This is a genomic window from Rhizobium rhizogenes NBRC 13257 (assembly GCF_000696095.1).
GTDB classification, from domain to species: domain Bacteria; phylum Pseudomonadota; class Alphaproteobacteria; order Rhizobiales; family Rhizobiaceae; genus Rhizobium; species Rhizobium rhizogenes.
This window is the reverse complement of record NZ_BAYX01000029.1, coordinates 31,132-49,416: the sequence shown is the minus strand read 5'-3', so window position 1 is coordinate 49,416 and position 18,285 is coordinate 31,132. Positions and strand designations below refer to the sequence as shown.

Sequence of the window (18,285 nt, the reverse complement as noted above, 5' to 3'; positions counted from 1 at the left end):
TGGACGCGCGTTCGGGCGAAAGGAGATAAAGACAACAGGGAACTGATGGCGGCGAAACACCGTGACCAACTTCGAGGCGTTCTCGATCACACCGCCGATTGGATGAATGAAGGGATTCTTTGCCGTGCCCTGCTGTAGGTCGATGATAATAAGGGCTGTGTCGATCCCGATCGCGCGGAGGGTCATTTCAAACTCCCAATTGGGATAGCTTCGAGAATTATGAATTCAGGGCAAGCCGCGACTTGGCTACCATTGGAGGCTAACCGGTTTACCCAATTTGAGCGAGGGGTTTCTGTGGAAAACGGAGTTGGTACGCCGATCGTTATACGGGCGTAATTCAGTCTTTGATGACGTTTGTCATTTTGTCTCCTGCAGCGGACGAATTTCTGGCGTGCAAGGACTTTCCGAGGAAAATGCCGGATATTCGAGTGCCCTGTTGTTCTATAATACGGCGTTATCCAAGCGCCGCTTAACGCATGTCGACGGTTCTAATTCCGTCAAGGCGATGGGTTGATTTGGCCCATTCCAAGAATAAATCAGGCAAGATTCGCGACAGATCTCCTAGATCATGCGATTAGAGCACGCTGACGTTCTCTGCCTTCGAGTTTCCGGTTTTCCGATCTTGGCTCAACTCGAAGCTGACCTTCTCACCACAGATCACGCACTCTGACTGATACACTGTCAATGTCACGGTGCCCATATGAGCAATGCACGGATGGCAGAATTTACCCAATGTGCCTGAACGCGCCGACGCTGAGATTGATACGATCGGATCGAAAGAGGACGTTCCTGATCGCGGACAAGCCGGCGGGGCGGGCAGAGGAGAGCACCCGTAGCTGCACAGCCCAAATGACCATTGAAAACAACCAGGGGCGTCTTGGGGACGCAGCCCCGATTAAAGAGGAGGATTGAAATATGATGTCAGACGCTACTATTGGGATCGACCCGAAGATCAAGTTTACTCTGTACCGGCTTTCCGTATGGTCCGGTTTGCTTGTGGTTATCGGGAGTGTTCTCGCTTACACCGTTGTTTCGCCCTTGACGCCGCCGCCGCCGCCGAGCTGGGGCGCGAAACAAGTCTCAGAATTCCTCTTCGCGCACCGTACGAATATTCTCTGGAGCGTCGTGATCATGGGGTTCTTTGCCCCATTTTTCTACTTCTTTGCCGTAATTACAAGCCAGCAGATGGCCCGCATTGAAGGCGGCTGGGGGGTTTTATCGTTTCTTCAGCTCACCACGGCAGTCGTCGCGCCTACGGGCTGGATCTACCCCTTGGCAATGATTGCCACAGCAGTGTACCGACCGGATCGCGATCCCAATCTCGTGCTGATGTTTAACGATCTATACTGGCTGACTTATGTCGGCGTGGCCTTTATCTTCTCGATTAATATCGCGTCGATCGGCTTGGCCGCACTCTGGGATCGTCGGCAGAATCCGGTATTCACGAGGTGGTTCGGCTGGGCGAACATTGCCTTTGCCATCATCTTTGCACCCGGCATCTTCGTCTATCCATTCATGGACGGGCCATTTGCGTGGGATGGACTGTTTGCCAATATCATTCCATCGATCGCGTTCCTTTTTTGGAAGGCTATGATGATTACGATGTTGCTACGCGCGGTTAAGTCCGAGGAAAAGGAGGAGGCTGCTGCTCTAAAAGCAGCCACCCTGAAAGCAACCGCCTGAAAGGCACTGTAGCGTTAACCGGGCGCCGATGAAAATGTCGGATCTGGGGGCGATGACTAGATTGGCCAGTCATCGCCTTTATCGTCGCTGTTGATTTGCATTGAGAGCTGACCCGGCACTACATCACTTTAAAAACGGAACGTAAAATGGCACAAAAAAAGCCGGGCTAGGCCCGACTTTCGGTCACATCTCGGCTGGTGGATTGGGAATTAAAACTCGCTCCGAAACGAAGGAAATTCGCTCACCGCAAGCTCTTCCAGCATGTGGATCAGGTCAAGGTAACCGGGACAGGAAGTGCGAGCTAAGAACTCGACGGCGAGGCGTCCGAAGAGGATCGGCAACGTGCACTTTTGGGCCACCAATTCTTTTCTAGCAATTGTCCGAAGCACCTGTTTGACCGCTTGTTGACCTTTGGTAACGACCGCAAATCCTTCTTCCGCTGCAACAGCCCAATCATTTTCCTGGAATGTCTCCAGGCCGGGTTCGCAACCGTGTTTGATGGAGGCACCGAGCAATTCGGTAAAATGGATTGCCGCTTGAAGCGGCATCGTATCCAACCATGACTGCTCTTCCATTCGACCATGAAGGCGACGGATCAAATAGCGTTGCAAATTTGAGTTCGGGATGGATCGCACGTTGGCGGCCATGCCTTCGATCTCATTGGCTCGTAATCGCAACTGAGCTGAAAAGTCTACAGCCATCTGCCACCGTGCAGGGATACGATGCAAGGAAACCTCATGCACGGGGCAGCAACGAACCTGGTTATGGCCCTGGGCCGTGGCAACGCAGATGCAGGCAACAAGGTCCAAAGTGGGAAAATACGGTCATCGTCGGGACCTCAGCGATTGAATTGTGAGGCGATGAGCGACGTACCAGTATCCACCTTCGCGGCTGGCGTTTCAGCGGCTGCCTGGTGATCGGCCTTTTTCGGGGAGAGACCTGAATCCATTTCCTGGAGCAGGGCGATGAGGTTGACCTCGTGATTAAAGGAAGATGCGGCCCCTTCCGCGTCATCGACGAGATCGACGCGGTGAGGCAGCTTTCGTTCAAAGCGCTGGAAGTCTTCGTGCGTCACAATTGCACTCCCAAGCTCTGCCTCAGCACGGGCGAGGTCCGCTTGCTTAAAGACACATCGAAATTCAAGCCGCAGATCGTCGCGATGATAAACAAGATAAGCCGCGAACGAACAGGTTGTTCAAAACTCGATCCGGGTTCCGTAACACTATCTCCGTCGAAGAGTAAGCTGCGTGATCCAGTGTTCTTCGTAACCTGCGACCCTGTGGGGACTGCATTCAATGTCTGGCTCCGGCCAACAGATATCGGGAAGACTGTTGCTAATGTTGCACCGATAGGTAAGGGCGACACCACGCTGGCATGTGAAACTGAAGCAAAGGCTCAAGCCACCCATCCATCCACCGTCGATTTTTCTCATTTCCTGGACGTCGCCTATTCCGCACGGCCAGACGGCAGGGTGGCGCTGGACTCCTCATTCACCGCTAAAAATAGCTTTAACCTCGAACTGAAATATCGCATTCGGTGCCTTTTCGACGGAATGAAATTGATTGAAGCTACAGTGATCGAAGACAGAGGTTGAAAAAAGAAGACCGATATATCGAGGTTCGGGATATCAGAAATTAGAGGGGCGCAAGCCGGGCGGCATAGCAGCGACTGACAACGTGCAGCCCATTTTTTGTTGATCACGAATGACGGGATTAATCCGCCGTTCGCAGAGAACACAGGTGTCAGGAAGTAAACACTGTGATTGTCAATGTGAGCCATGCTCTACTGCGGTCGATGGGGATGCTTCTGCAGCAAATTAGCGGCAAGCGCGATGCTGTTGTATAAATTGGCCACGGATGGAAACAGGAGCCCCCAATGCGGCAAGCACCGGATGCCCAACTTGCCGCCGCAATCGCATCAATGACCATTGGCTGCGCCCCGGTCGCCGTTCGACGGTTCACGACCGGCTCAAGGCACTACGTTTTCGATCTTCAGTTTACTGACCGGCCCTCAGCCGTGGTCCGCATCGGCGATCCGTCCGCCCGAGCGGAGATGGCCGGAGCGGTTTATCTTTCGGAACTGTTGCGCCCTCGGGGTATGCCTCTTCCAGCAATTCTAGCCCAAGATCTAGACGGGGAGTTTCCTTGGCTTCTGCTGGAGCGCTTTCCCGGCACCGATCTGGGTACAGTCATCTCAATTCTCACGGACGCGCAGCTGGAAAAAATTGCTTCAAGAGTGGCTCATGCTCAGGCCATCGCAGGAGGGACCGCTTCCGTAGGACGATATGGTGTTGATTTCCACCGAGATCTGACCCTGGATTGATGGATATTTCCATCGAGAATTGACCCATGTTTGAATCTTGCCCTGCGTGTTTTCAGCGAGGGCTATGGAGTGATCGACATGGCGTTATTGAGCGTGATCCGACGCTGGTATTTTCGCGAACATTTATCGATTCGGGAGATTTGCCGCAGAACCGGCCTCTCCCGGAACACCATCCGCAAATATCTTCGATCCAACGGCGCGGAGCCGAAGTTCAAGATTCCGGCGAGGTCGAGCAAACTTGATCCGTTCGCTGACCGGTTGTCAGCCTGGCTGAAGACGGAAGCCAGCAAGTCCCGCAAGCAGAAGCGGACCTTGAAGCAGTTGCACGCCGACCTGTTGAGCCTCGGCTACGAAGGTTCTTATAATCGTGTGGCGGCATTTGCTCGGGAATGGCGGGCCGACCGGCAACGGGAACTGCAGACGTCGGGTCGCGGGACATTCGTACCGCTGACGTTCGAGCCCGGCGAGGCGTTCCAGTTCGACTGGTCGGAAGACTGGGCCATCATTGGCAACGAGCGCACCAAGCTGCAGGTGGCTCATACGAAGCTCAGCTATTCCAGAGCGTTCGTCGTCCGGGCCTATCTCCTGCAGACACACGAGATGCTGTTCGATGCGCATAACCACGCGTTCCGTGTCTTTGGCGGGGTGCCGCAGCGCGGCATCTACGACAACATGCGTACGGCGATTGATAAGGTCGGCCGTGGCAAGGAGCGTGATGTCAATGTCCGCTTCATGGCCATGGCCATGGCCAGCCACTACCTCTATGAACCCGAGTTCTGCAATCCGGCGTCGGGTTGGGAGAAGGGCCAGGTCGAGAAGAATGTTCAGGATGCGCGTCATCGGTTCTTTCAACCCATCCCACGCTTTCCGTCACTGGAAGCCCTGAACGAATGGCTGGAGCTTCGATGCAAGGAGTTTTGGCAGCAGACCTCGCATGGAAAGATGCGTGGCACCATCGCCGACCTATGGGCCGAGGAAACACAGGCTCTGATGCCAACATCCCGTCTCTTCGACGGCTTTGTCGAACATAGCAAGCGGGTTTCCCCGACCTGCCTGGTGCACTTGGATCGTAATCGCTACAGCGTTCCTGCATCTTTCGCCAATCGGCCTGTCAGCCTTCGGGTCTATCCGGATCGCATCGTTGTCGCTGTAGAAGGCCTGATCATCTGCGAACACCACCGCATTATCAGCCGCTCACATGACGGCCCGGGGCAAACGGTCTATGACTGGCGGCACTATCTGGCGGTCGTGCAGCGCAAGCCCGGTGCTCTTCGCAATGGCGCACCATTCGTCGAGCTTCCCGAAGCCTTCAGGACTCTGCAACAGCACCTGCTCAAGAAGCCGGGCGGGGATCGCGAGATGGTCGACATCCTTGCCCTTGTCCTTCAGCATGAAGAACAGGCCGTGCTCTCGGCCGTCGACATGGCTTTGAAGGCCGGGGTTCCGACGAAGACGCATGTGCTGAACCTGCTCCATCGCCTCGTCGACGGCAAATCCTTCACGCCGCCAACCGTCGATACGCCTCAGGCTTTGACGCTCACCAGCGAGCCGAAGGCCAATGTCGAACGTTACGACGCCTTGAGGAAGAGTACGGAGGTCCGCCATGCGTCATAACCCTGCCAACGGCGCCATCGTCATCATGCTTCGAAGCCTGAAGATGCACGGTATGGCACAGGCTGTCGGCGAACTCACCGAACAGGGATCGCCGGCATTCGAGGCCGCCATTCCGATCCTATCGCAACTCCTCAAGGCAGAGACGGCGGAGCGAGAGGTCAGATCAATGACCAATCAGCTTAAAGCTGCTCGCTTTCCGGCCTATCGTGATCTGAACGGCTTCGACTTCTCAAGCAGCGAGATCAACGAGGCACTCGTGCGCCAGCTCCATCGTTGCAACTTCCTCGATGAGGCGAACAACATCGTGCTCGTCGGCGGCCCCGGTACAGGCAAGACGCACATTGCCAGTGCCTTGGGTATCCAGGCCATCGAGCATCATCACAAGCGGGTCCGCTTCTTCTCGACGGTCGAGCTGGTCAATGCACTTGAGCAGGAGAAAACCCAAGGCCGCTCCGGTCAGATTGCCAACCGTCTCACGCGCGCTGATTTGGTGATCCTCGATGAGCTCGGATACTTGCCGTTCAGTGCATCAGGAGGAGCGCTCCTCTTCCATCTGCTGAGCAAACTCTATGAGCGCACCAGTGTCGTCATCACCACCAACCTCAGCTTCAGCGAATGGGCCAGCGTCTTCGGGGACGCCAAAATGACAACCGCGCTACTCGACCGCCTGACCCATCACTGTCACATCCTGGAAACCGGAAACGACAGCTTCCGCTTTAAGAACAGCTCGGCGCACGACGCCAAAACAACCAAGGGGAAAAATAGGAACTTGACCACAACACCAGACCCGAAACATACATAAGAGGCGGGTCAATTCTCCGCGGAAATCCAGGGTCAGATCTCGGTGGAAATCAACAGATATGGCTATGCCGCACGACCGGAGCAAGCGGCATATAGCGCGTGGTCGCAGGTGTTATTTGCCAATCTTGCCCGTTCGCGAGAGCGGATCGCATCTGCCGGACTGTTTGACGTTGGATTGGTTGATGCCGTGCAACACGAGGTCACCGCCCGACGCGGCGAAATTGACAGCATTGACGCCACACCCTTCCTGCATGATACGACGACAAAGAACGTGATTGTGACGGGCGAGGGCGCGTTCAGCGGTATTGTAGACGTGGATGATCTTTGCTTTGGCGACCCACGTTATCCAGCGGCTTTAACCCTGGCCGCGTTAATGGCATATGGTGGCCCTGCGAGCTACGTCTCTGCATGGCTTCGACACGCTGGACATGCCGACGACTGGCTTTTCCGGCTTTACACAAGTGTCCTCTTGTTGGACCTTATGGCGGAGCACGGCAACATTTTCAACGGCAACGAGACGCCATCGGACCCGGCTGTTCGGGCAACCATGCAGCTCGCGCTTGAATACAATCTCGATTTGGCTTGCAGAGTTCAGTCGTGAGCGATCCTCGCAATCTCACTGACGTCGGGTCAAACCTCGACGTTTTTACTGATGGCTCGTTCGATCCCATGTCTAAAACTGGTGGCTGGGCGTTTGCGGTTTTTCGCGGATCCGCTCAGGTCTTTGCGGCTTTTGGAGCTGAGACGCAAACGGCAAACAATGCAATGGAGCTTCTGGCGATCTTGAATGCATGCGAATGGCTCGCCGATAATTCGGCCGGGGAGGAGGCAGTCGTCCACACCGACTCCGCATATGCCGTTAACGGCTGCACCCGATGGCGGCACATCTGGCGCTCAAACAAATGGCGAAAGCGCATGCCGAACGGGCAGGGTCGCAGTCGATCTGTCCCGGATGCCGCGTATTGGCAAGCGCTTGACCTGCTGCTCAATCAGAACCCGAATATCAACATTGAGTGGTGCAAGGCGCATGTCGGTGTTGAGGGCAACGAAGTGGCGGATGGATTGGCACAGCGCGGGCGGTTGATCGGCGGTGGCTGATGCATTGCGGCTCCGTTATGCGGATAACGCCGACAGGAGGCTTGGCGGAACGCACGATGCAATGCCAATACTTTCACGGAGGTAGTTCATCGACCAGTCTCTGCTGATGACTGTGCACGATGGCGGTGAGGGTGCTCGTCAGGAATCTTCTTCCAATGGGGTGAGAAATGAATATTCCAAGCTATAGCAGGCGATATTTTGGTCAGCTGGGGATTTGGCGTTTTGGGGATTGGGCTATCAAGGCGTACGGAATTTCAGTTCCTGCTCCGGAAACAGACGGCCCCTTTCTCGACGGGTCTTTGATAGAGGAGGCGCGGGCCTATATCTCGCAAAACCTTGGAAGAATGGATGAAACGCCGCATTACTCTCTTGGTTTCGCCATTCTTCATCACGGTAGCGGTGCGAAGTCTCTTTTGACACAGTGGTGGGCCAACGAATGCGTTTGTCTGCAACACGTTGCTCAGTCCGAATATACCGGGCCGGTAAAGTTTAAGCCTGCGAATCGAGACCTCATGGCTTGTGCCTATGAACTTGTCGCCATTGATTTTGAGCGCCGCGCCTGGGTTTCGACGGTGATGTCCGGAAGATCCAAGGAAGATTACCTTGGTGACATGCTTCCAGATGGCCTTTACTAGCTGCTGAACTATTTGTTTTTCTGATTGTTGATGGACTGCTGCATATCCGCAGTGCCTGCTAAGGCCAGTCATGTTTGTTTGAATCGAAAATGGTGTCCTTGTAGCTGTGGGATTGACTGCACTTTCTGTCGAGACTGAGGTGGGACGGGCAGGTTCCCTACTGCGTTGGTGTCGACGCGATATCGAACTCCGACCGTCGCGCACGCCCGCCAGCGGCGGCCCCCGGGGCAATAGAGCGTTATGGATACAGTGATTATTTGGGCGGAGGCCTGGCTCAGGGCTCATAATTATCGTGTGTTTAACGGGCCGGAACTTGTAGGTGCCGTACCATGGTCAAAGATATACCGTTTCGCCACCAGTCGGGGAAACATCTACCTGAAATGGAGTGCGCCCGCTTACGCTCGCGAGGCGGCGTTGATGGCGCATCTAGCCGAACGCTTCCCAACCGCCATTCTCCCGGTCCTTGCCTGGAACGAGGCCATCGACGCATTCCTTATGCCCGATGGGGGTGTGCCACTGCGTGGCAAGCTCAAAGAATCCTATGATCAGCAGCTTGTCGGCATAATCCTCGGCCAATATGCCCGCATTCAGAGCGTCATATCTTCTGATGTAGATGTGCTTCTCGCCTTGGGCATTGACGACTGGCGCGTTGCGGTCTTTCCCAATCTTTATGATGAGCTGGTTTATGACGAAGGGCTGCTGGGGCGCGAAGGTCTGGAAGCAGCTGAGATCAAGCAGTTACAACGGAGCGGAGGCGACGTTCGCCGCCTATGCCGCGCCTTGGCAGAATTCAAAGTTCCGGAAACGCTTGAGCATTGCGATTTTCACGACAACAACGTTCTAGTGGCTGCAGAGGGCTTCCTTATCAACGACTGGGGCGATGCGGTCATCACCCATCCGTTCTTCTCGTTGGTCGGCTTTTTGGACAGTGCCGTTCGAAACCATGGAATGGATGTTGGTTCGCCGGTCTATACTGCTCTCAAGAACGCCTATTTCGAGGCCTGGCTTGACCTTGAAAGCGTGGAGCGACAAGAGCACGTTTTGGAAATCACGCGGGTTCTCCGTCCCATAGAATTTGCCTTCAATTTCAGGCGCGTCGCTAGAATGACAACCGCGCAGGAGTTCGAGCCTTACCGTGGTTATATTGGCGAAGCTCTGCGCCGGTTCCTTCTAAAAGATCGGTAGACCTGGCCACTGCCCAACGTGCCATTGGCTATCGCTAGCAGGATCTCTGAATGCTTTCATGAATACGTGTGATGGAATTGGGGGTAGTAGGCTACGCATCCTTGGCAGATCACATTGGTACTATCTACGATCTTCCAATGGATCGGCATCAGGGGCGGCTTCTGATCGAGACAACAGCTTTTGGACAAGCAGGAACATAGCTGCGGCCGCCAAGCTCGATAAAAATGCCCAGATTGGGAGAAGAAGATAATACTTCAACCCAAGCGCTGGCAAAGGCATTGAGTTAAAAGTAGCATGCCAGATTGTGCAGTAAATTAAGGCAACAAACGAATTTCTCGCCTTAAAATACACGTAGCTCGAAGCTACATGGAGAAACTTAACGAGAACTAGAAAATATGTTGCTAAAATATATGACCAGAATACGGACCCAATACCTAGATCGCCAAGATGCTGTCTGACCGCAGTAAAATATAAGCCAAATTCTAGTAGCGCGACCGGAAACAGCCCTAAAACAGGATAAGGTGAGCGCTTGAAAAACCAAACGATTAGAAACTTTATTATTTCTTCAAAGAAGGCGAGCAGCGTTGTCTGAAAGATGATTGCAAAGCCCAAAGACAAAGCTGCCCCTCCCGCTTCAACAAGCTTTGTTCGAGGGACTATCTGCCCCCGGAACTATCTCGACCGGTGTTGCCACTCGAACTGCCGCCACCGCCATAGTCACCCATAGCGTTATATTCGCTGTAGTCTGGAGCCCCACCGCCACCGACGGTTTTCCCAAGAAAGGAACCGCTCCATCCCGGATTGTTGCTGGGGTCTTTCGATGCGGCAATTTGGCCATCGAAACTGTATCCGTCCTTTACACCCACGCCCACACCTTGTGAGTACGAGTTCGATCCGGATGAACTTGAGGAACCACCCATAAAACTTCTCCTACTGTTGCGCATTAGGTTGAAATTTCATTATGTGATGCATCACTTATAATAATATCTGCGAAGGATGTTGTTTTAATCAACCCCAAAAGTGGCTTCCAATAGGAAAAACAATCATTGGATGAAACCCCAGCATCATTTTCATGGTTTACAAAAACCACCGGGAAATACACTGGACATATAATTGAGCTTTCAATCATCTCCATTGTGCTGCGCCTTCTAGGGCTTGTTCAACCTTTTGTATTTCAGGCGCTTATCGACAGAATTCTTCCGTTCCAACGGGAGGACAGCCTTTATATTGTTGTTGCTCTGCTCGTTGGCGTCGCGCTTTTTCAGAGTGCATTTAAATCCGTGTCGACATATCTCGGCGGTGATCTGGTTAATCAACTGACACGCGAGTTCAGCAGGCGCATTTACGAGCACGTGCTCCACCTGCCGCTGCGCACGTTGCAGAGATGGCAAGTGGGCGAGCTATTCGCACGCATGGGGGAAATCGAGACCATTCGCCGGTTTCTCACTGGAACCATTTCCGGTGTCGTCATCGATATCGTGTTTTCGTTTATCTATCTGGGCGCTCTTTTTTCGATCAGCCCATCCCTTACGCTGATCATAATTGTGATCCTGCCGACACAGATGGCAGCAATTGCCATGGTCGGTCCATTCTTGCGCTTCGTCTTGCCTGCCATTGGGATGTCCGTGTTCATATTCGCGCCAATAGAATACGTCGCCGCCCGGTTCGGCATCAGATGGGTAACCTGGATCGTTACCCCCTTGGTCGGCGCGGGCGTTCCCTGGCTATTCCAATTCATTGCTCCGAACCGGACTAATTTCCTCGCTGGCATCTCGCAACTGTGCTTTCTGTCCGGCGTGATGGGCGTTCTCTGGACAATATCATCTCTGACAGCTGCGTTCTTGCAACAGCCGCCTTTGCCAGACAAACGGCTATTCGATTAAATCCGAGCTAGTTATTTTGCGAAACTGGAATCGGCGCGGAGACGGGGGGTGACCCCGACCTTGACCAGATACGCCAAAAACAGACAGACTACCTTTCGTATCGATAGGCTCAGGATATGTCCCAGGCTCCCCTTTTGACCACAGAACGACTTAAGCTCCGCGCCCTTGTGCAGGACGACAAGCACTTTATCGTGGCACTGATATCAGATGAAAAGGTTCGCCAATTTTTGGGTGGGGTATCGCCGTTTGAACAACGGAAGGCCGCCGCTTCACATTACTTTGCCCATGACGTCGAGAAAACTGTCTGGATGGTGGAGACGGTCGTTGCTTCTCTGCAGGTCGGATTGATCTCGATCTCACGACATCAAGACGGCGAAGGAACCGAGCTTTCATATCAGTTTCATCCCGATACCTGGGGAAGTGGCTACGCCATTGAGGCTACAGCGGCAGTTAGGAATTACGTCATCAACTACCTTGGCCGTCGAGAATTGGTTGCTGAAACGCAGGAAGCCAATCATGCGTCGCGGCGACTGCTGGAAAAGCTGGGGATGAGGGAGCTACGAAGGTTAGAGCGCTTCGGAGCTGAACAAGTGATTTACATCCTATAATATCCTGTTCATGCTGGCCCGATGGATCGCTAAGACCTGGCTAGAAGACCAACTGCTGTCGTCCAAACGGCGGCGGTATGAAAAGGCAGTTGTTTATCCAAACCTCGCAAACGGGGCAGGCGGCCATCGCCTCTTTTGGAAAGCGCTAACGAGAGACATCGGTCCGCTCTTCATTGCGCTCGCCATGTTTGTACGGTAATTTTGTTCACTATGAAGACTATTGTTCTCAACATCGCCACGGCCTTCTTCGACGCCTAAAGGCCTTCCCTTTGCCTGAGGGAACCGAAGCAGGTGCATTGCACCTGGGTACGTTTTGCCAGCCCCGCCTTTGCGGGTTTTCTGCTGGCTGCGATTGAGGGAAAATTCCATGCCACTCGTAATTCTCACTGGCGCATCCGGAGCCGGGAAAACAACCATCGCCCACGCAATTGAACGCGTGCACAGCCAAGAGATTGACGTTTTTTATAAGGACCGCATTGGCGTTCCCTCTGTTCAGGAGATGGCTGACAAATTTGGCTCCGTCGAAGAATGGCAGAGAGCTGCCACTTTCGAATGGATGGCTCGATTATCGCCGCTCCTGACGGAAGGGCGACGCGTGCTCTTTGAGGGCCCAGTCTCGGCTTTCGTTTCTGGCAGAGGCTACCGAACGTGCGGGGATTATGTCCTACACCTGCATCCTCATCGATTGTGACGACGAGACACGGACCAAACGGCTTTCGATTGATCGCGGCCAACCTGAATTGGCAAGCGCGGATATGATGAATTGGGCCAGCTTCCTCAGGAATGAGGCATCGGCATATGGCTATGAAATTCTCGATACATCAAATCTGACGCTGGAACAGGGAGTTGAACGGATCGTTCGCGAATTGAGGCGGCAGCATGTTTGATCTCGAATCCTGCACCCAAAGCGCTCAAAACGGAAACCTTCAAGAATGGGTGCTTGACTATCTTGCTGCCGGTTATTGGGCGAACCTTGGCCTTCGCGACGGTTTATTGCTGCAAAAGAGATACTGGATAGGGCCTGTCTCGATAGAGCTTTCAAGGCTGGAGCGGTGTTGCGGACCTGAAGACGGGATGATCTACCACGTCCCCAATGAAGTCTGGAAAGAGCGGATCGATAGCATCGCTCTGGGTCTCGTTGATGCGAAAAGCTTGCCGCCCTTAATTGTCGAATGGCGAGATGGGCATTGGTGGGTTCTATTTCCAAAGACGCCGATCAACGAAACTGGCTTTGTCGCCGAAATTTATGATTGCGAGGGAAATCGCATCGCAGTTCAATCTACCTGAGCAAGATCGAGTCGCCGTGTTTTCAGATAGTCTGCAAGAGTTGAATTAACACGCTTTCATTTCGGCTCGGTTTCGGACCACAGCCGAGAGCCATCTGGGTGGTTCCCATGTCGGAAATAGAGCGAAAAAGGATAGCAAATCACGGCTGAGCGCCACGACCATTTTGCGGCGCGCGCTTCTTTGATGCTAAGATCTACGTTGTTTTCATCTCATAAGGCTGGCGCCTCCCGGGGGAACAACCATGACTCGCTGAGATGTCGGTCAATAGACAAATGAGTGCGCTCGCCAAAGGCACGATGGATATCGGCATGGTTTGCCCTCCACTCAGATGAGCGGCGGAAGGGTTCAGCGTCCGGTACAGAAATACTTGCGGCCGTCATATCCGACGAAAGTGCCTGTTCGAGAGTTAAACGAGCGGTAGCGGTTCTCGCAGTAATTGTACCAACGACCCGACCAGGGTTCGGGCGCGTTATAGGTCTGCATGGCGACCGGCCGTGGGCGGCGATATACGGGGTGCGGCGCATAATATTCGGGTGCCGGAGCGACGTATACTCGCTCCCTGTAGTATGACTGCGAAGCAACGGCCCCACCTACAATCATCCCGGTTGCAAGACCGATAGCGCCTAGAGCAACGGCGTCGCCGCGGTCGTAACCGTAGTCGTGACTGCCGCGATAATAGCGGTGTTGGCGCCAGTCATCGGCCTGGGCGGCTGTGGGCAGCATGGGGATGATTGTAGCAATGGTCACAAGGCTGAAGACGGTTACTTTGATGAGGTTTTTCATCGCTTTGATCCTGTGATGATCCGAAAAGGTGGCAGTTGCAAAATCATAACCTGCAGACTGAAGGAGTTGTGTTCCAATATATTCAGTATTGTTGCAGGATGAGGACGTGCCACAAAGATGGGGTCATCAGTCCGCCGGATGAGAAGCAATCTTTGCACGCCCCGCTCGTCGTGATGCCTCATTTGTGGAACCGGCAGCTGTTTCCAGCTGCCGGGATGATGTTGTTAAGGTGGGCCGAGCGGCGCACGTCACACCGGCGGCCCCGCACCCAATCCTCGTCGTTCCACGTCAGAAGCGGTCCGTCGTCATTCGCCGCGTCTCAAGGATTTCGCCCCGACGAGACACGATGACGAGGAGCCTTTCACCACGGCGGGAGGCTCTTACAAAGTATTGGCCGCGTTCCAATCTGACTTCCCGGACGCGATATCCGTGACGCTCAAGCATGCGGGTCACATCCCGCGTGCCAAACTGCTCTTGGCGTTCCTGGCGCCTCTCGAGCCGATCGCGAGCGTGTCGGTCCCGCTCTTGAAGTCGATGACCGCCCCCCTCATTATCTTCCAGATAGCGCGTGGGAGAGTTATCTCCGCGAGGGCGGTCTTGAGCCAGAGCGGGATAGATGGCACCAATCATCACCAGTGCCATGGATGCCAGCACAATCAAGTTTCTCTTCATTCTTGCCTCCTATCGAGCGGAACTTCCGCGAACCCGGATAGTCTCAAGCAACCACAACCCAAAGATGTCGTGCTGTGTTGAAACCCGAGAGTACTTTTCATCGAGACCAATGCCGCTGCTTGCCCTGCCTTGCGTACCGCCAGCTAGTTTGGCGATCGATTGCGTGAAAAACAGTGAACCGGTCAGGCAAAACTAGCCGCGCTGACATTGCTGTGTATTTCGTTTTATTACAAAAGTTTCAGAACCTTGGTCGCTTAGAGGCAAGCTATCTTGTGGCTCGTTGTCGATCAGGACGGTTATGTTCGCAGCGAGATCGTCCAGGTTCATTACGGCGCCAAGGCTGCCAAACGGTTGTTGATCAATCGGCTGAAGAAGCAAGGTTACGGCTGAAGCACATCATTCCCGACGAGCCGCGCTCACCCGCTAGGGCAAAGCGCGAAGCCGTAACCGGCGGAAGGTTCCGATTTCACAGATGCACATCTCACTCGATCGTTGATGAAACAAAGCGACATCGCCCAGGTGGGCAATGTGCCGACCCGGGCAATACTTCACAATTGCCTCTGCGACTGCCGGTACGGGCAGCGGATATTGGGCCGCCGCACGACCAAAGCAGGGCGAAAAGAACCAGAGCAATGTAGGAGGAACTTGATGCGACACGAGGGAGGGAAGTTAATGGCGCAGAATGTTGCCGATCGAATTTCGGAAGTCGGCCCTGAATTGGCGGAATTGGCCTGGGAGAACGAGCGTCTGGGAAAATTAAGCGACAGATCGGTAAAGATCATTCATTCGGCAGGTGTGATGCGAATTTTGCAACCATCCGAGCATGGCGGATTGGGCGGAACCCCCGCCGACTTCGTGGAGGCCGTGATGGCCATGGCCCGCTACGACGGTTCTGCGGGTTGGGTCTGCGGTGTGGTCGGTGTTCACCCGTGGGAAGTTGCGCTGTTCGACGCGACGCTGGGCCAAGACATCTGGGGAGAAAACCAGGACACCTGGATCGCCTCACCCTACACTCCGACCGGAATTGCCGAGCCTGTCGAGGGCGGCTACAAGTTGACGGGACGGTGGCAATTCTCTTCAGGTACGGACCATTCCGACTGGGTTTTCCTCGGTGCGCTGCTTGGCAATGGTAAAGGCGGGCCAGCCATGCCACCCCGGGCGATGCACCTCATTTTGCCGAGGGCGGATTATGACATCGTTGACGATTCCTGGGACGTAATCGGCCTTTTGGGAACGGGGAGCAAAGATGTCATCGTGAACGGCGCCTTCGTACCCACCTATCGCAGCATCTTCCATGAGGACGTCGCCTCCGGCGCGGCCGCCGAAAAGTCCGCGCTGAGCAATCCAATCTACAAACTTCCTTTTTCGGTCATTTTCCCCGTCGGCATCACTGGGGCGATCATCGGTATGGCGGAGGGTGCACTGGCCGCTCACGGCGCTTATCAACGGGATCGTGTCTCGGCAGCAGGCGTGAAGCTCCGCGACGATCCCTATTCGGCCTATTTCACCGGTGAGGCCGCTTCTGAAATTCACGCCTCCCGGGTGCAGCTTCTGAGCGGCATCAACTGGGCCTATGATCAGGTCATGGCCGGCAAGGAGATAACATTCGAAGATCGGTCCCGGATCCGGCGCAACCAAATCCGATGCGCGTGGCGGGCAGTCGCGGCAATCGACGCGATCTATGCACGCTCCGGCGGAAACGCCAGCCGGCGGACAAATCCGATCCAGCGCTTCTGGCGCGATGCCCATGTCGGACTGAACCACTTCATCCATGTGCCGGGACCGACCTATCACGCCAATGCGCTGACCCAGTATGGGCTGGAGCCACCCGAACCGTTACGTATGGGCATCTGAGATGGGGTCGTTCTCGTTGACGCAGCAGAGCGACGGAAAGAACGAAGTGGTCGCTCCCGATGAGCCTCCGGCCATCGACGGGCGACATTTCCGAACCGTTCTGGGCAGCTTCCCGACCGGGGTGGTGGCCGTCACCTCCCTGGAAGCGGAAGTCGAGCCGGTGGGAATGATCGTGGGGTCATTCACGTCCGTTTCGTTGGACCCACCGCTCGTCTCCTTTCTGGCGGACCGCTCTTCGGCGACGCAGGCGAGGATCCGAGCGACCGGACGGTTTTGCGCCAACGTGCTGGCCGCCGACCAGGAGCGGCTTTGCAGGAAGCTCGCGACCAAGGGGCCGGATAAATTCGACGGCATCGCCTGGGAAGCGTCGCCCCTGGGCAATCCCATTCTTACCGGCATCGTGTCGTGGATAGATTGCATGATAGGTGACGTGCTGGAGCTTGGCGACCACTATCTCATAGTCGGCCGGGTACACGAGTTACATACCGTGACGGACAAGACACCGCTTCTATTCCTGCGCGGCGCTTACGGCGATTATTTCTCAAACGCCGCACTTGTCCTTGAGCGGCTCATGGATTGGCCGTGAGCCCATTGCTCGCGGAATGACAAAAGCCGACCCGAGCTTGTCGGGTCGGTATTTTTCACCCAATGAACAAAGACCGACCTGCCCTACGTATTCTCTTTCTCGATTTGAAGCAGCTTGAGAAGTTCGACCTGCGAATGCGTCCCGGTCTTGGCATAGATAGCCTTGAGATGAGCCCGCACCGAGTTGATCTGAACGCCGAGTTGCGTGGCTATGTGGCGGGAGGTCTTTCCGTCCAGCAGCTTACCGGCGACGCCGGTCTCCGCCTGAGTCAAGCCATAGGCTTTGCGCAACCTTTCCGTCAGCAAACCTTTCGGCCGTGAGCTATCGGTTACCAGCAGCACGACTTTGTTTTCATGCGGACCTTCCCAGTCGAAGGCCATCGGGACGGGGTATGCTATGATGCTGCCGCACCGGTCGCTTGATTTATCACCATAGAATAACCGCCCGCCAACGCCGCTTTTCTTTGTGCGATTGACCATGCCCGGCAGCTCGGGCAGCCGGATCGCAGAGCCAGGAGCGAGCCTACCCTGTTCCATACGAAGTACGCCTCCGGCGTGCAGCATCTCATTCATGCTGCCATTGACATGTTCAACACGTCCGTCTTCTGTCAGAAGCGCGACACCGATCCCCTTCTGGTCAAAGCTGCGAATGATGTTTTCCGCTACGTTGGTGGCAAGCATCAAAGTGCCGGCAATTTCGAAACACAGAAGGAGATCATCACGAAGACAGGCCAGCAGTTCATGCTCGATCGGCCCAAGCTCGGGCTTCCTCGGCTGACTTGCGTGCACCAGAACTTTAGCCGTGCGGATGCTCAGCAGCATGCAGATACCCCCGCCCAAATCTAGATTCTGGCAGTAGCGCGAATAGAACTCTGAGCTACGAAACTTGTCATCAATCAAATTGCTGTCAATCCGGAACACCTCTCCCGATGGTGCCGACTGCCAAAATGGCCGCAGAGGATTGATATGCTGATACTTCTCCAGATATTCCCTTCCTGCCTCGAGGTCGGATCCGACACTACCCATTTGAACGGCCAAGCCGGACGGCGCTAAGACCGTAAGGCCGGCGATCTCGGTATCGAGCAAATTGGAGATCGATCGCGACCAGCTTTCCAATGGTTCCGGCTGCAGGGCCGCGCGATACAGTTCAAGTGTAATATCCCGCAGACGCGGTCTAGGCTCCAGATACCCCACTGATTCCTCCTCCTATCAGTAAACTCCCCCAAAAGCAGTATGGTTGACCACAAGACCGTCAAGTTGCAATAGTGTCAACAC

Annotated in this window: 20 protein-coding genes and 1 pseudogene; 14 read left to right on the top strand and 7 right to left on the bottom strand. The window is 54.7% G+C overall.

The features are described 5' to 3' along the window. Both RRH01S_RS32380 and RRH01S_RS34120 read right to left on the bottom strand, forming a co-directional pair. A partial coding sequence (locus tag RRH01S_RS32380) for an isochorismatase family protein (protein WP_042477499.1) occupies positions 1-186 on the bottom strand: 186 nt, incomplete at its 3' end. 388 nt (positions 187-574) lie between these two features. Next, positions 575-652, bottom strand: a pseudogene (locus RRH01S_RS34120) (cold-shock protein); the annotation flags it as partial. 263 nt (positions 653-915) lie between these two features. On the opposite strand from RRH01S_RS34120, the gene RRH01S_RS32370 reads away from it, so the two are divergent. Further along, positions 916-1,683 (top strand): hypothetical protein, encoded by a 768-nt coding sequence (locus RRH01S_RS32370; RefSeq protein ID WP_202034185.1) that lies wholly within the window; start codon positions 916-918, stop codon positions 1,681-1,683. Positions 1,684-1,892: 209 nt separating this feature from the next. On the opposite strand, the gene RRH01S_RS32365 is transcribed toward RRH01S_RS32370, so the two are convergent. After that, complete coding sequence (locus tag RRH01S_RS32365; protein ID WP_042477492.1) at positions 1,893-2,384, bottom strand: hypothetical protein; 492 nt, start codon at positions 2,382-2,384, stop codon at positions 1,893-1,895. Between the two features lie 137 nt (positions 2,385-2,521). Beyond that, on the bottom strand, positions 2,522-2,758 hold the full coding sequence (locus RRH01S_RS32360; protein WP_042477488.1) for a hypothetical protein: 237 nt from the start codon (positions 2,756-2,758) through the stop codon (positions 2,522-2,524). A 42-nt stretch (positions 2,759-2,800) separates the two neighbouring features. Here RRH01S_RS32360 and RRH01S_RS33320 point away from each other — a divergent pair, with 42 nt between their 5' ends. The 8 genes from RRH01S_RS33320 to RRH01S_RS32320 all read left to right on the top strand — a co-directional run bounded on the left by RRH01S_RS33320 (position 2,801) and on the right by RRH01S_RS32320 (position 9,338). Next, complete coding sequence (locus RRH01S_RS33320; protein WP_131597922.1) at positions 2,801-3,277, top strand: hypothetical protein; 477 nt, start codon at positions 2,801-2,803, stop codon at positions 3,275-3,277. A gap of 281 nt (positions 3,278-3,558) precedes the next feature. After that, positions 3,559-4,005 (top strand): phosphotransferase, encoded by a 447-nt coding sequence (locus RRH01S_RS32350; RefSeq protein WP_042477485.1) that lies wholly within the window; start codon positions 3,559-3,561, stop codon positions 4,003-4,005. Between the two features lie 78 nt (positions 4,006-4,083). Continuing rightward, positions 4,084-5,619, top strand: coding sequence for an IS21 family transposase (gene istA, locus RRH01S_RS32345; protein ID WP_042477531.1), 1,536 nt, complete (start codon positions 4,084-4,086; stop codon positions 5,617-5,619). Next, the gene (istB, locus tag RRH01S_RS32340) at positions 5,609-6,421 is read left to right on the top strand and encodes an IS21-like element helper ATPase IstB (protein ID WP_042477483.1); all 813 of its coding nucleotides are present in this window, start codon (positions 5,609-5,611) and stop codon (positions 6,419-6,421) included. The genes istA and istB overlap by 11 nt, the downstream gene beginning before the upstream one ends. Positions 6,422-6,463: 42 nt before the next feature. Further along, the gene (locus RRH01S_RS32335; RefSeq protein ID WP_042477481.1) at positions 6,464-7,021 is read left to right on the top strand and encodes a phosphotransferase; all 558 of its coding nucleotides are present in this window, start codon (positions 6,464-6,466) and stop codon (positions 7,019-7,021) included. Next, positions 7,018-7,518, top strand: coding sequence for a ribonuclease H family protein (locus tag RRH01S_RS32330; protein ID WP_052365434.1), 501 nt, complete (start codon positions 7,018-7,020; stop codon positions 7,516-7,518). The genes RRH01S_RS32335 and RRH01S_RS32330 overlap by 4 nt, the downstream gene beginning before the upstream one ends. Positions 7,519-7,685: 167 nt before the next feature. Further along, a complete protein-coding gene (locus RRH01S_RS33315) occupies positions 7,686-8,153 on the top strand; it encodes a hypothetical protein (RefSeq protein WP_052365433.1) in 468 nt (155 codons plus the stop codon). A gap of 240 nt (positions 8,154-8,393) precedes the next feature. Continuing rightward, positions 8,394-9,338, top strand: coding sequence for an aminoglycoside phosphotransferase family protein (locus RRH01S_RS32320; protein WP_080705529.1), 945 nt, complete (start codon positions 8,394-8,396; stop codon positions 9,336-9,338). A gap of 120 nt (positions 9,339-9,458) precedes the next feature. On the opposite strand, the gene RRH01S_RS32315 is transcribed toward RRH01S_RS32320, so the two are convergent. Next, the gene (locus RRH01S_RS32315; RefSeq protein WP_042477473.1) at positions 9,459-9,956 is read right to left on the bottom strand and encodes a hypothetical protein; all 498 of its coding nucleotides are present in this window, start codon (positions 9,954-9,956) and stop codon (positions 9,459-9,461) included. Positions 9,957-10,384: 428 nt separating this feature from the next. Between RRH01S_RS32315 and RRH01S_RS32310 the strand changes: the two genes are divergently transcribed. The 3 genes from RRH01S_RS32310 (at position 10,385) to RRH01S_RS35065 (ending at position 13,116) form a co-directional block, all read left to right on the top strand. After that, positions 10,385-11,221 carry an ABC transporter transmembrane domain-containing protein gene (locus RRH01S_RS32310; RefSeq protein WP_052365432.1) on the top strand — a complete coding sequence of 279 codons (837 nt, stop codon included), beginning with the start codon at positions 10,385-10,387 and terminating at the stop codon, positions 11,219-11,221. A 116-nt stretch (positions 11,222-11,337) separates the two neighbouring features. Next, the gene (locus RRH01S_RS32305; protein WP_042477470.1) at positions 11,338-11,829 is read left to right on the top strand and encodes a GNAT family N-acetyltransferase; all 492 of its coding nucleotides are present in this window, start codon (positions 11,338-11,340) and stop codon (positions 11,827-11,829) included. A gap of 879 nt (positions 11,830-12,708) precedes the next feature. Further along, the gene (locus RRH01S_RS35065) at positions 12,709-13,116 is read left to right on the top strand and encodes a hypothetical protein (protein WP_052365429.1); all 408 of its coding nucleotides are present in this window, start codon (positions 12,709-12,711) and stop codon (positions 13,114-13,116) included. Positions 13,117-13,461: 345 nt separating this feature from the next. Here RRH01S_RS35065 and RRH01S_RS32285 read toward each other — a convergent pair whose 3' ends face one another. Further along, complete coding sequence (locus RRH01S_RS32285) at positions 13,462-13,899, bottom strand: BA14K family protein (protein ID WP_042477465.1); 438 nt, start codon at positions 13,897-13,899, stop codon at positions 13,462-13,464. A gap of 1,344 nt (positions 13,900-15,243) precedes the next feature. Here RRH01S_RS32285 and RRH01S_RS32275 point away from each other — a divergent pair. Both RRH01S_RS32275 and RRH01S_RS32270 read left to right on the top strand, forming a co-directional pair. Continuing rightward, a complete protein-coding gene (locus RRH01S_RS32275) occupies positions 15,244-16,425 on the top strand; it encodes an acyl-CoA dehydrogenase family protein (protein ID WP_042477463.1) in 1,182 nt (393 codons plus the stop codon). A gap of 16 nt (positions 16,426-16,441) precedes the next feature. Further along, complete coding sequence (locus tag RRH01S_RS32270) at positions 16,442-17,011, top strand: flavin reductase family protein (protein WP_202034179.1); 570 nt, start codon at positions 16,442-16,444, stop codon at positions 17,009-17,011. Between the two features lie 83 nt (positions 17,012-17,094). Here the strand turns inward: RRH01S_RS32270 and RRH01S_RS32265 are convergent, their stop codons facing one another. Next, positions 17,095-18,204, bottom strand: a complete 1,110-nt coding sequence (locus RRH01S_RS32265; RefSeq protein ID WP_131597920.1) for a helix-turn-helix transcriptional regulator — start codon at positions 18,202-18,204, stop codon at positions 17,095-17,097. Positions 18,205-18,285 lie beyond the last annotated feature (81 nt).

Excerpts from the sequence above, each read along its gene's own strand:
- RRH01S_RS32370 (WP_202034185.1), top strand. The coding sequence starts at position 916 with ATGATGTCAGACGCTACTATTGGGATCGACCCGAAGATCAAGTTTACT.
- RRH01S_RS32365 (WP_042477492.1), bottom strand. The coding sequence starts at position 2,384 with ATGGCTGTAGACTTTTCAGCTCAGTTGCGATTACGAGCCAATGAGATC.
- RRH01S_RS32350 (WP_042477485.1), top strand. The coding sequence starts at position 3,559 with ATGCGGCAAGCACCGGATGCCCAACTTGCCGCCGCAATCGCATCAATG.
- istA (WP_042477531.1), top strand. The coding sequence starts at position 4,084 with ATGGCGTTATTGAGCGTGATCCGACGCTGGTATTTTCGCGAACATTTA.
- istB (WP_042477483.1), top strand. The coding sequence starts at position 5,609 with ATGCGTCATAACCCTGCCAACGGCGCCATCGTCATCATGCTTCGAAGC.
- RRH01S_RS33315 (WP_052365433.1), top strand. The coding sequence starts at position 7,686 with ATGAATATTCCAAGCTATAGCAGGCGATATTTTGGTCAGCTGGGGATT.
- RRH01S_RS32320 (WP_080705529.1), top strand. The coding sequence starts at position 8,394 with ATGGATACAGTGATTATTTGGGCGGAGGCCTGGCTCAGGGCTCATAAT.
- RRH01S_RS32305 (WP_042477470.1), top strand. The coding sequence starts at position 11,338 with ATGTCCCAGGCTCCCCTTTTGACCACAGAACGACTTAAGCTCCGCGCC.
- RRH01S_RS35065 (WP_052365429.1), top strand. The coding sequence starts at position 12,709 with ATGTTTGATCTCGAATCCTGCACCCAAAGCGCTCAAAACGGAAACCTT.
- RRH01S_RS32285 (WP_042477465.1), bottom strand. The coding sequence starts at position 13,899 with ATGAAAAACCTCATCAAAGTAACCGTCTTCAGCCTTGTGACCATTGCT.
- RRH01S_RS32275 (WP_042477463.1), top strand. The coding sequence starts at position 15,244 with ATGGCGCAGAATGTTGCCGATCGAATTTCGGAAGTCGGCCCTGAATTG.